The sequence below is a fragment of the Fimbriimonadaceae bacterium genome (assembly GCA_019638795.1).
In the GTDB taxonomy this organism is placed as follows: domain Bacteria; phylum Armatimonadota; class Fimbriimonadia; order Fimbriimonadales; family Fimbriimonadaceae; genus JAHBTB01.
In genome coordinates, this window is record JAHBTB010000014.1 from 1 (window position 1) to 12,669 (window position 12,669).

Below are 12,669 nucleotides of genomic sequence, written 5' to 3' on the forward strand. Positions count from 1 at the left end.
AGTGGCCGACAAGCAGTCCCCATAAGCGGCCTGGTAGTCGTCCCAGACCGCCCTTTCCGCCAGGTCAGCGCTGCTGAACTTCCAGTTCTTGGCGGGGTCGTCGAGCCGGGCGAGGAACCTCTTGCTCTGCTCCTCCGGCGAGACGTGCAACATGAACTTGAGAATGCGAGTCCCGTTCCGGGTCAAGTGCTTCTCAAGGGCGACGATGGACTTGTACCGGTGTTCCCAGAACTTGTCGTCTTTGGTGGCCTGCTCGGGTAGTCGCTGGGAGTCCAGGATGCTGGGATGCACCTTGACGACCAAGACCTCTTCGTAATACGAGCGGTTGAAGATACCGATGCGGCCCCGTTCGGGCAGGCAACGGGTCGTGCGCCACAGGAAGTCGTGGTCCAGTTCTTCGGGACTCGGCCGCTTGAAGCTATACACCTGGCACCCTTGGGGGTTGACGCCCGACATGACGTGCTTGATCGCGCTGTCCTTCCCGGCGGCGTCCATCGCTTGGAAGACGAGGAGCAGGGCGTACCGGTCATGAGCGTAGAGGAGGTCTTGGAGTCCGGCCAGCTTTTCGACCTGCTTGGCCAGGGCGTCTTCATAGTCCTCCTTGGAGTCGTACAGGGGCTTGACGTCGGTCGCCCAGTCCTTGAGCCGGACCTTCTGACCCTCCCCGACGCGAAACTTGTCGGTGTCCACTTTCATCGGTGCCCCTTAGTTTGGTCGGTCGAGACCAGGGTTGTGCTCGGGCTCCTTAAACGATCCGGACAAAGACGTATCCGGCTTTGAGAGGGCGGTCCTGGAGGACGACCTCGGTCCCGTCAGGGGAGCCTTGGTCGTTTGAGTTGCCCTCGATGGTTGTGATCGTCCCATGGGTTTTGTCGACCCCGACGACAAAGCCGATGTGGTGGAAGCGGCCTGACTCGTCGGGAAAGAGGACGACCGTGGCCGGGGACGGCTCCGGGACGGTCAGCCGGTTCCGCTTCGCCCAACGGTACGTCTCCTGGCAAGAGGCCGACGGTACCCATCGTGACTTAGGATATGCGGTGTGGATCGTGTGGGCGACAAACGCGGCGCACCAGGGGCTTCCCGTCCGCGCCCGGCACGTGCGCAAGTAGGCGTCGACTTCCGCCCCGCGGTTGTCGCCCTCCTCGTCTTCGGCGATGCCCACCCTGCGCCGCGCCTCGCGCATCACCGCGTCGTCGCGCTTGGCGTTGGGGCGGTACTTTGCCGGAGAACGGGCGTCCAGCGCGACCACGAGCACCTTCGTGTCGCTCGGAAGGGGGCTTGGGCGGACGTGGCGTGACCCGAGGAGGCCGCGGGCCCGCGCCCAACTGAGCAACGGCCGGTGGCAAGCCACCGCGATGGTGACGAGAAGGACCGCGCCGACCGCGGCAACACGGGTCATTCGGCGAGCGGCTCGTCCCACTTCCGGTTTTTCGCCTGTTCAAGGGTCGTGCGCACCATCAGCTTGCGCTCGGTGTCGTTGATCGCGCGGGTTTCGTACCGTTGCAGCTTGACCGGGCCACCGCCCGCGTTGCCGTATTGGGTGGCGAACCGCTGGGGGATCCCCACGTTCACGAGCATACGGTCGTACGACGCCCCGACGAGCCAAGACGCCGACCGCATGCCGAGAAGCATGGCGCAGACGCTCAGCTCATGGGCGGTGGCGTAGTCCTCGAACACGACGCCATGCTGGAAGACGAGGGCGGCGTTGTCGAAGTCGGCCGCCGTGGTCAAGCCACCCGCGGCGACAATCTCCTTGATCCGGGCCAACCGGGCCGCGTCGCCACGAGCCATATCGTCCAGTTGCTTGGGTGTGACCTTGCTGAAGTCGAAGTTTCGCGCCGCCTGGTCGGCATCGACGATCTTCTTGACTTCCGGGTTAGGTTGTCCGGCCTTGGCCCGCTTTTCCGCCTCTTCGGGGTCTTTGTAGACGCTGATGATGACCCGGGCTGTAGGGCTGACCACGAAGCGTTCGGCCCCGAAGGGGGGCATGGTGTCGACGATTCCCAGCCGTCGGTTCCGACCGATGGCGAGGAGGAGGACGTCCCAGCGTGACCCGAGAGACCTTCGTGCCTCGGCGTCGCCTTCGGCGGCGGCGACAAGGGTCAGTTCGTAGGCGGCCTGCACGGGGACCACGTCGCCGTTGACCGGGGCGAAGAGTTTGGCCGCCCGACGGAAGTCCGACGCCGACTTCAGCTTGTCGCCCTCGATCAGGGCGACAAGCTTCGCGTCGACTTCGTCGTAGAGCGCGCTGCGGCGCGCGGGGTCGACGACGTCCTCCGCCTTGGTGTGCTTGGCCTCAAGCGTCGCAAGGTCGTCCGGGGCAAGGGCCGAAGCAATGGCGAATGCGGCGGCGACGATGACCATCGCCTGTTACTACGCGGCTTTGCCCTCCGGGTTACTCCTCTGCTTTGGCGGTCGCCCCCAATTTGTCCCAGTTGGTGATCGCGTCGAAGACCATCGGCCATGAACCCAAGGTAGATTGCCGCCACATCGGGTTGATCGCGAACAGCAGGACGTTGCCTTTGCCGACGGGGCACCGTACGAGAGCCGCCTTCCCGGCCAGTTCGTCACCATGGGCCAACCCGCCGCTGACCAAGAGTTTGTCTTCGGAGGCAAACCGGAGCAACACTTCGGGCCGCGGCCCTTGGGGCTGGTTGAAGAACCCGCGCTGGGATCCCCCGCCGTCTGACTCGAACGGTTTCGGCGTGTAGGGTGGTCGTCCCTGCACCACGTCCGGGTCACGGGCGTCTCCTCGGCCCGACGGTCGGTTTGCTCCCGGCCCGCCCTGCCCGCGGAACCGGCCAAACCCGCCGAACCCGACGGAGAGAAGGGGGTCTTCGGCAAAGTACACCCCGACCTGGTCGTCATATTTCGCGGTCACCGGCGAAGACTTTGCGACCTTTTCGGCCAGATACACCCCGCCGGGGGCGAAGAGCTCTCGGGGTTCCGTGACGGAGACACCGCTGACAAGGCCGTACTCGACGGGTACCCGGCAGGTGCCGCCGATGCAGACGAGCAGCCCACCGCCGTCGACGAACTTCTTGAGGTTGACCATGCCCTGGAGCTCGATGCCGCCCCGGATGTCGGGGCTGGGTTGGACTCCGCCGAGGGCAGGAAACTCCGGCGTCGCGACCCAGGGGATCGGCTCGCCGACTTTCGGGCGGCCGTTCACGATGCTCTGGGCCGACCCGCCGGCCGGGCTGAACACCAGGACGTCGAACCGCGAGGCCAGGTCGGCGGTGTCGCGCAGGTCATGGACAGAAATGTATTCGTAGGGCACCTTGGCGGTGTCGAACGCCAACCGCACCCAGCCTTCGTCCTGGGTGTTCTGCCACGTGTGGATCAGACCCACGCGCGGAACCTTGCCGTGGACGGGGTATGCGGGCGTGTCTTGCCATGCGGCTGGTGCCGGTGTGCTCGTGGACTTGAGGACGTCGGCGGACTTGACCCGGGTCGTCTGGACGTCGAAGAGCGGCCCAAGTGTCCAGCCGCAGTCGTCATAGGGGGCCGGGTCGTCGGCCCGGTAGTACTGTTTGTCCAGAAGCATGTCGGCCATCCGGCAGTAGGGCTGGTCCATGCGGACGACCAAAGAGCCTTTGGCGAGCTTCTCTGTCCCAGAGGTGGTGTCGGCTTGCAACTCCCCGACCTCGACGCCTTGCCTCAGGAGGAGCGCCTTGAGGGAGGCCAGGTTCCATTCCCGACCCTTCTTCGCCTGGAGCACGTAGGCGGCGGGGCCCTCCGTCCAGGGCTTGAGGACGCTGCGCTTGGACTTGAGGTAGTAGTTGCGCAGATACAACTCGTGGTTCTTGGCCACGTTCTCCATGCCCAGCAGCAGGGCTGACTGGCTGATGTTGCAGTTGTTGCGGGCCGACCACCGGACGTTGGGGAAGGGAGGGTTCGGTCGGAACCACTGGCGTTCGGTCTCGCCGGCCGACATCATGCGGGTGTCGGCCCCGCTGCCGCCGAACGTCTCATAGAACCGCCCGACCGCGTTATGCCCGTTGGCGAGATAGAAGGCGTAGTTCGGCGCCCAGCCGTCGTAAAAGCCGTGGGTCCAGACGCCGGGTACCCCTCGTTTGGTCATCTCGTCGACCTCGTGGTAGGCCATGATGTGCCACTCGTCGATCGTGATCGGGTCAAGCCAGGCGTTGTAGGGGCCGGTGCCTGTGCTGATATAGAGGTAGGGCACCGACTGGTGCAGGTCGTGGAGGACGGTCGGGTGGTTGGCGAGCCAGGCGCCGGCCAGATTCTTGCTGAGGGCAAGAGCCATGCCGATGTTGTCCCGGTTGTTGTCGTGGGCGACATAGTGCCCCCAATAGAGCAAGGGCACCGCCGGCTTGTTGGGATACTTCTTTTGGTAGAGGTAGCTGTCGACGTACCGGTCGCGACCGTCGGTCTCGATGACGGGCGTCAGCATGACCACCGAGTGCCGGCGGATCTCCTGGATCCTCGGTGACTCCTCGACAGCCAGCCGGTAGGCCAGTTCCATCAGCATCTCGGGCGGGCCCGCTTCCGGCGAGTGCATGCCACCGGTCGCGTAATAAATCGGCAGTCCGTCCTTGATCAGGCGTTCGGCGGCCGCGTCGGCCCCGTCGAGTTTGCCGTCGCCCTTGTAGTCGACCAGCTTACGTGGGTCGCCGAGCAGGGCGGTGGTGCGCCGGACCGAGTCAAGGTTGCGGAGGTTTGCGGCGTCGGAAATGAAGACCGCGATCATCTCCCGGCCCTCTTCGCTCTTGCCGATCGACACGACCGAGACGCGGTCGGACGCCTTGTCCAACTCCCGCATGTAGGCGTTGATCTCCGCGACGTGGTGGAGCACGTTGGGGGCCCCGATGATGTCGCCGAAGTACTTCATCGGCGAGGGCACCGTCCGGCTGGCGGGCAGATGGTCGACGATGTCGGTCAGAAAGAAGGGCTCGGTCGTGTACTGACGTATCTTTGCCGCGTAGGCTTCGTCGTTCTGAGCAAGACTGAGACAGGCGAGCGCCGTTGCCGCCAGGGTCAGGATGGACCGCATGGCGACCAGTATTCCATGAGGTTCAGGCGATTCGTCTCGCCCAGTGTTGTTCTGCGACATATCGGACGATCTCTTCAGGCCCCATGGGGCGGCCGAACAGATAGCCCTGGGCGAGGTCGCACCCGACCGGTCGCAACTTTTCGAGTTGCTCTTCGGTCTCGATGCCCTCGATGACGACGCGGATGTCGAGCACGGCGGCAAGCCGGGTGACCGCCCGGATGAGGACAAGGTAGTCGTCGCCCAACTCGAGGTTGTTGACGAACGACTTGTCGATCTTGATGTAGTCGAGCTGGAACTGATGGAGGGACGACAGCGACGAGTAGCCGGTGCCGAAGTCGTCCAAGGAGAGCCGGTGGCCCCGTGACCGCAGCTCGGACAGGATGATCTGCGCGGCGGCAGGGTCACGCATCACCGTGCTCTCGGTGATCTCAAAGTGGATCGTGCCCGCCGGAATGCCGTTTTGCTCCACTGACCGGGACACCCGCTTGACAAGGTCTAGGTCGCCGAGTTGGTGGCGTGAGAGGTTGACGCTGATGTCCGGGGCTTTTTCCGGCCCGAGCTCGGCCAACCAGGCCGCTTCTTGTCGGCATGCTTGGTCCAAGACCCAGTCGCCGACCGCACCGATGACGCCGGACTCTTCGGCGATGGGAATGAACTCGTTGGGCGAGATGGGCCCATGGACAGGGTGGTTCCATCGCAACAGGGCTTCCACCCAGTCGAGCTTGCCGTCGTGGAGGGAGACGACCGGCTGGAAGACCAGGTGCAACTCACCGTTTTGGACGGCCGTCTTCAGGTCGTTCTCGAGACCCAGACGGCGCATGACCGTGGCCCTGAGGCTACTGTCGAACAATCGGAAGCAACCGCGTCCGGCGGCTTTGGCCGCAAACAGGGCGATGTCGACGTCGCGGAGGACCGCGCTGGCGTCTTCATACCGCGGGTCGCTCATGACAATGCCGATACTGACGGTCGGCATGACGGTGGTCCCCGAAATGCGATAAGGCTTGGACAGGGTGTCCAAGAGGCGCTTGGCGACACGTTCGGCGTTGGTGACCGACATGCGCTGGAGAAGGACGACGAATTCGTCGCCACCCAGCCGGGCGGCGGTGTCCTCGGTTGACCGCCGACGTGTCGAGGTGTCGGTGCGGACATGGCGGACCAGCCGCTTGGCCATCTGGGTCAAAAGCTCGTCGCCGGCGGAATGTCCCAGACTGTCATTGACCGATTTGAAGCTGTCAATGTCCACGAACAGGACGGCGAACCGGTCGGCGCTGTGGTTTTTGGCCCGTTCCAGGGCGTCGGCAAGCCGGTCGATGACGAGGCTCCGATTGGCGAGGCCGGTCAGGGGGTCAAGCCGCGACGAAGCGGCGAGTTCCTCCTCCAGCTTCCGTTGTTCGGTGATGTCCCGGATCGAACCGTGCCAATGCACTTTGCCTTCGTCCATGCAGACAGGGACAGCATGTCCCTCCGCCCAAACCATGCCTCGTCGGGGATGGTCGACCGCAAAGACGGAGTGCCACGGTGACAACGTCTCGGCGGACAGGGCGAGGTCAGACATGACCCGTAAGTGGAAGCGTGGCTGGATCACTTCGAGCAAGTTCAAGAAATCTTGCTTGGCGGCCGCCACAGGCACTCCGAAAAGGTCGCGGACGCCGTCGTTGACGTAGGTCAGGCTGTATCCGCCGTCAGAGCCCCGCACCAGCTCGAAGACCATGTCGGCGACGTTGTGGGAGAGGTTGTTCAGCCGCCACTGAGCGTGGGCGGACTCCTCCGACGCGGTGACCTCGGCGGTGACGTCCACGGTCGCCCCGATGACGCTGAGGGCCCTGCCGTCGGCGTCCCGGCCCTCGGCGAGGCCCCGCACCCGCAGCCACAACACTTCGCCGTCCTTGACGACCCTGAAGAAGCACTTGAGGTCATCAGTCTCACCGCGGACATGCGCGCCCATCGCCTGATCAAGGTCGTGCAAGTCGTCGGGGTGGACGCAGTTGAGAAACTCTTGGACGGGAAACACGCCGTGGGTGTCGCTCAGGCCGAAGAACCGGCACGCCGCCGCGTTCCCCCAGGCGACGTCGCGATGCGTCTCCCACCGCCACAAGGCGATGCCCGCCGCGTCGCACACGTCGTCGAACGCACAGATCGCGGGCTCCGGGGATGGTTGGTCTGGCTGGGACAGGTGGAGGGGCCGCCTCTTGCCAGCACGCCGGGACGTGCTGGCAAGAGACTTTGCCGTTCCTTCCTTCCTCTGGATTCCTTGGTCGCCCAACCTGCACCCCGGGCATCTTCCTGCCCTGATGAGGTTATCGGCACAAACCTAACGATTCTGCCCGGTCAGATCGATATTGTCGAGAAAATGAAATAACGATATGCCGGTCTCACTTTGAACTAGACCTCCCAGCCCTTCCTCATCTCCGGCCGGAGGATCATGTCGTACTCGTCGCTGCCCTTGACTTTCATGGCGCGGGCGTCCCATTCGAGGCGGGGCCCGGACGCCCAGATCGCCAGATTGCCCAGCAAGACGGTCTCGGTGAGGGGGACGGAGTTCTCAAAGTTCGAACCCGCCGGCTTCCCGCCCTTGATCGCGTTGTCAAGCTCGGTGAAGTGGCCGGGGGAGTGGTCCCATTTGACTTCGGGAAGGGCCGGGCCACCGATGACCTCGAAGGCGCCTCCGTAGGCACTCGCGCTGTAGACGGTCCCTTTCTCGAAGACCATGATCGAGCCGTTCGAGTCGAGCTCCTTGCCGCCGACCAGGTCGCGGCTCGGCTTGACGCCGCCGTCCATCCAGTGCATCTTGACCGGGCCGTGCTTGCCCCGCTGGCCGAACTCGTAGACGACATGCGAGGTCAAGGGGTAGCACTCCTTGTTGTTTCCGCTGGTCGTCGCTTGGACGGCGATCGGGTCGTAGAGGTCAAGGGCCTGGACAGGCAGGTTCATGACGTGGCAGCCCATGTCACCGAGCGAGCCCGTGCCGAAGTCCCAGCGGCCGCGCCATGCGAAGGTGTGGTAGCCGTCCGCGTAGTCGCGGAACGGGGCAGGGCCAAGCCAGCATTCCCAGTCAAGGGTGCGCGGGATCGGCTTGCGTGCGGGGCGCGGGGCGCCTTGGGGCCACCAGCCGGCGGGCCGGTCAGTCCAGCAGAAGACCTCCTTGGCCTGACCCAAAACACCGGTCTTGACGAGTTGGACGCAGTGACGCAGGGCGTCCTCGGCGGTGCCCTGGTTGCCCATCTGCGAGGCGACGCCCGCCTTTCGGGCGAGGTTGCGGAGGACCCGGGCTTCGTAGATCGAATGGGTGAGCGGTTTCTCGGTGTAGACCGCCTTGCCTGCGCGCAAGGCGAGGGCCGTCGCGGGGCCGTGGTTGTGGTCGGGTGTGCTGACGATGACGGCGTCCACGTACTTGTGCACGGCGTCGATCATGCGGCGGTAGTCGCTGTACGTGCTGGCGGTGGGGAACATGTCCAACGCCTTGCCCCGGAACCCGGCGTCCACATCGCACAGGGCGACGATGTGGCCGTGCTTGGCGGCCGCCTCCATATTGCTGGACCCCTTGCCAGAAACGCCGACAATGGCGTAGCGGACAAGGTCGGACGGCGTGGCGGCGTAGGCGCGGCCGCCCAGTGCGAGACCGACGGTCGTTGCGGCGGTCGTCTTGAGGACGTCGCGGCGGCTGTGCAGGCGAGACATGACCCCAGGTTAGCCGCAAGGAAGTCCCCCGCGCAACTCTGGTTCAAGTCAAGATTTTCAGGCGTCCAACTTGGGGCTCAGAACATGATCACCGAGCGGATGACGTCTCCAGTCTCCATAAGGTGGAAGGCATCTTCGACTTCGTCGATCGTGATCTTTCGCGTGACCATCCGGTCCAAGTCGATCCGGCCCTTCATGTAGAGGTCGGCGATGAGGGGAAAGTCGAGCGACGGCAGGGCGTCGCCGCAATGGCACACGCGGAGGCCGGCTTTGTTCCAGTAGACGCCGGTGGCAAAGTCGCCGAGGTTGAGCGTGACGGCGTCGTCGCGGGCCGGGAAGCCGATCGTCGTGGCCGTACCACCGTAGCTGAGCATCTTGACGGCCTGTTCGGTGCATTGGGGGATGCCAGTGGCCTCGAAGGCCGACTCCACCCCGCCGTCCCACCCGTCCTCGGTCAGGCGGCGGACCTCGGCGACGGGGTCGACCTTGCTGGCGTCGACGGTGTGGGTCGCGCCGAAGTCACGCGCCCACTGGAGCTTGACCGGGTTGACATCTACCGCGATGATCTGACGGGCCATTTGGAGCTTCGCGCCCATGATGACGCTGAGTCCGACCCCGCCGCACCCAATGACGGCGACGCGGGTGCCCGGCGCGACCGGCGCAGTGTTCATGGCCGCGCCGATACCCGTGACCACCCCGCAGGCGATCAGGCACGCCTTGTCGAGAGGGCATCCCCTCCGGCATCTTGACCGCGGCCTTGGCATGGACCACGGTGTGGGTGCTGAACGTGCCGCACCGCAAGACCTGGCTGCAGAGGGCGCCGTCGCTGGCCCGCTTGATCCGCTGGCCCGGCCGCAGGGCCATGTAGCAACGGCGCGGGTCGCCGCGCCGGCATGCCGGACACTGTTCGCATGGCGCACGGTAGGCAAGGACGACGGGGTCTCCCGGCTGGAGGTGGGTGACTCCCTCGCCGACTTTCTCGACGGTCCCGGCCCCTTCATGGCCGAGCACGATCGGGAACGGCATGCCGTTCCCATTGAGGGTCTTGACGGTCAGGTCGGTATGGCAGACGCCGCTGGCGACAAGCTTGACGAGGACCTCGTTGGGGCCAGGGTCGTCGACGACGACGTCCCGGACGACGGCGGGAGTCCCAGGCTCCTCAAGGATGCAAGCACGACCGGCGGTTGCCATGGCGCGAGTTTACATGGCGTGAGGCGTCCCGCGGGAGGGGCCACGACCAGGCTCAGTCACACAGGGCGTGGACAAGCCGGACGGTGAGGTCGGCCAGCCTGTCCATCGAGTCCTTGTGGATGATCTCGAAGCCGTGGGTGTTTTCCGTCGGGATACCCAGGGTGATGGGCCGGGCGCACAGGCCACGGCTGGCCGAAATGCTCGCGTCGCTGCCTCCCCGGGAAAGGACTTGGGGGACCACCGTCTTGTCCAGGGACTTGACCAGCCGAAGGTCCGCCGGGTGGATCGACGCGAAGGAGTCCTTCACCCAGACCGTCGGGCCCTCCCGGTGATAGGGTGGCGCGTCGGGGACGACCGGGCCGATCTCCAGCGCGACGCAGACTTCGGGGTTCAAGGACTGGAGTGCGTACTGGGCGCCTTCGCCGCCGACTTCCTCGCTGGTCGTGGCGACAAAGTGCACGGGGCAGTCCTTGAGGGATTCCAGGGCCAGGAGCCACGAGACCAAGTCGGCGCGGTCGTCAAGAAAATAGCCGCCGACATACTGCTTGAGGTCGAGGAGCCGTCGTCGCGACGGGTGGACGACCACGCGGAGCCCGGCATAGAGGGGGTCGTCGTCTTCGTCTTCGTAGTCGGTGTCACCGACAAACACCTCACAGTCTTCCCACCGGAACGCCTTCTCCCGCGCCGCGGTCATTGGGGACTCGGTGGACTCGGTGTGGACGCTCCCCATGCAGAGGACGCCGTCGACCGGCCCGTCGCTGGTTAGGATCTGGACTGGCCCCTCACCCAGCTTCCAGGGAAAGAGCCCGCCGAGAGGGCTGACCCGGTATGTCCAGCCGCACCGCACGCCGAGCATCATCGCGATCTCGTCCATGTGGGCGGTGACGACGACCTTGGGGTCGGGGCCGAGGGGGACATGGAGGTTGCCCTTGGCGTCGACGGACCACGAGTGGCCCGCCGACTCGACCTTCCCGACCAAATAGTCGCGGACGAGGTCTTCCTGCCCGGGGGGGCCGGGGAGCGCGACAAGGTCTTGCAGCAGTTCGAGGGCGCGGGAGCTCACCGCTGACATTGAAGCAGGAGAAGCGGACCAAATGCTACGGCTTCACCACGTGACCGCACCGTCGCAGGCGGGTCCGACTTGCCTTGCGTATTTGGCCAAGACGCCTCCATAGCGCATGGACGGGGCCGTCCAGGCCGCGCGTCGGGACGCCAACTCGTCGTCGGAGACAGCGACGGACAGCACCCCGTTCTCCGCGTCGACGGTGACCATGTCGCCGTCGCGGACAAGGGCGATGGTGCCGCCGACGGCCGCCTCGGGGCCGACGTGGCCGACCATGAGGCCGCGGGTCGCCCCGCTGAACCGGCCGTCGGTGAGAAGGGCGACGTCGTAGCCCAAGCCTTGCCCGACGATCGCGCTGGTCACGCCCAACATCTCGCGCATGCCGGGACCGCCCTTGGGGCCCTCATAGCGGATGACGACGACGTCGCCCCGCTGGATCTGCCGGGACTGGACCGCCGCCATGGCCGCCTCTTCCGAGTCGAAGCACCGCGCCGGTCCAGTATGGGCGAGCTTGCGGACTCCGGCGGTCTTGATGACCCCGCCTTCGGGGGCGAGGTTGCCCCAGACGATCGTCATGCCTCCGTTGGGTGACACGGGGTTGGCCAAGGTGCGGACCACCTCTTGCCCGTCGGGCACGGTCACCCCGGCCAGGTTTTCCGCCATCGTCTTCCCGTTCACGCACAAAGTGTCGCCGTGCAGGCACCCTGCGTCGAGCATGGCCCTCAGGATCACGGGCACCCCGCCGACGTTGTGGACGTCGTTGGCGATGTACTTGCCGCCCGGGCGCAGGTCGGCCAGGGTCGGCGTGCGGCGGCTGATCTTGTCGATTTCGTCGAGGGTCAGCGTCATGCCGAGCTCGTGGGCCAAGGCGGGCAGGTGGAGGGCAAAGTTGGTGGACCCGCCCGTCGCCGCCCCGATGGCGACGGCGTTCTCAAGCGCGCGCCGGTCCATGACTTGGCGCGGCAATATGCCGGAGCGGAGAGCGTCCATGACAAGGGCGCCGGTCGCCTCCAGGTAGGGCGCCCGGTCAGGCGAGACGGCCGGAGGCCCCGACGAGCCGGGGACGGTCATCCCCAGGGCCTCGGCGATGCAAGCCATCGTGTTGGCGGTGTATTGGCCGCCGCAGGCGCCGGCTCCTGGGCAGACCGCGCATTCGACGGCATGAAGCTCGGCGTCGTCAATCGTCCCGGCCGCGTGGGCTCCGGCCGCCTCAAAGGCGTCCTGGACGGTCACGTCCTTGTCATGGTGCCGCCCGGGCATTATCGTGCCTCCGTACAGGAAGACCGACGGCACGTTGAGGCGCGCCATTGCCATGAGCATGCCTGGCAAGCTCTTGTCACAGCCGGCGATGCCGACAAGGGCGTCGTAGCAATGGCCCCGCATCATGAGCTCGACAGAGTCGGCGATGACCTCCCGGCTGATGAGCGACGCCTTCATGCCTTCGTGGCCCATGGCGATGCCGTCGCTGACGCTAATCGTGTTGAACCGTCGCGGGGTGCCGCCATGCCGGGCGACTGAGTCGGCGACCGCAGCGGCTTGTTCGTCAAGGTTGACGTTGCAGGGGGTGGACTCGCTCCACACGCTGGCGACCCCGACCCACGGCTGGCCCAGGTCCTTGTCACCCAGGCCCATGGCCCGCATCATCGCGCGGTTGGCGGTCTTGTCGACCCCTTCGCTGATCGTCCGAGATTTGTGTTTGATGTCGAATGCCATGGCGTTG

General features: G+C 65.6%; 10 protein-coding genes. All 10 read right to left on the bottom strand.

From position 1 onward, the window contains the following. Positions 1 to 696 (bottom strand): hypothetical protein (locus KF857_12495; GenBank protein MBX3112810.1); only part of this gene is annotated, 696 nt, incomplete at its 3' end. 49 nt (positions 697 to 745) lie between these two features. Next, complete coding sequence (locus KF857_12500) at positions 746 to 1,399, bottom strand: CHAP domain-containing protein (protein ID MBX3112811.1); 654 nt, start codon at positions 1,397 to 1,399, stop codon at positions 746 to 748. Further along, positions 1,396 to 2,364 (bottom strand): hypothetical protein, encoded by a 969-nt coding sequence (locus tag KF857_12505; protein ID MBX3112812.1) that lies wholly within the window; start codon positions 2,362 to 2,364, stop codon positions 1,396 to 1,398. The genes KF857_12500 and KF857_12505 overlap by 4 nt, the downstream gene beginning before the upstream one ends. Before the next feature lie 31 nt (positions 2,365 to 2,395). Next, positions 2,396 to 5,017, bottom strand: coding sequence for a hypothetical protein (locus KF857_12510; GenBank protein ID MBX3112813.1), 2,622 nt, complete (start codon positions 5,015 to 5,017; stop codon positions 2,396 to 2,398). Between the two features lie 22 nt (positions 5,018 to 5,039). Continuing rightward, entirely contained in the window at positions 5,040 to 7,280 is a 2,241-nt protein-coding gene (locus tag KF857_12515) for an EAL domain-containing protein (protein MBX3112814.1), read from the bottom strand. Between the two features lie 119 nt (positions 7,281 to 7,399). Then, complete coding sequence (locus tag KF857_12520; GenBank protein ID MBX3112815.1) at positions 7,400 to 8,695, bottom strand: Gfo/Idh/MocA family oxidoreductase; 1,296 nt, start codon at positions 8,693 to 8,695, stop codon at positions 7,400 to 7,402. A 77-nt stretch (positions 8,696 to 8,772) separates the two neighbouring features. Next, the gene (locus tag KF857_12525; GenBank protein ID MBX3112816.1) at positions 8,773 to 9,273 is read right to left on the bottom strand and encodes a zinc-binding dehydrogenase; all 501 of its coding nucleotides are present in this window, start codon (positions 9,271 to 9,273) and stop codon (positions 8,773 to 8,775) included. Next, on the bottom strand, positions 9,215 to 9,886 hold the full coding sequence (locus KF857_12530) for an alcohol dehydrogenase catalytic domain-containing protein (GenBank protein ID MBX3112817.1): 672 nt from the start codon (positions 9,884 to 9,886) through the stop codon (positions 9,215 to 9,217). The genes KF857_12525 and KF857_12530 overlap by 59 nt, the downstream gene beginning before the upstream one ends. 52 nt (positions 9,887 to 9,938) lie before the next feature. Next, complete coding sequence (locus tag KF857_12535; protein MBX3112818.1) at positions 9,939 to 10,949, bottom strand: hypothetical protein; 1,011 nt, start codon at positions 10,947 to 10,949, stop codon at positions 9,939 to 9,941. 42 nt (positions 10,950 to 10,991) lie between these two features. Beyond that, the gene (gene ilvD / locus KF857_12540; GenBank protein ID MBX3112819.1) at positions 10,992 to 12,662 is read right to left on the bottom strand and encodes a dihydroxy-acid dehydratase; all 1,671 of its coding nucleotides are present in this window, start codon (positions 12,660 to 12,662) and stop codon (positions 10,992 to 10,994) included. Between the last annotated feature and the right edge of the window lie 7 nt (positions 12,663 to 12,669).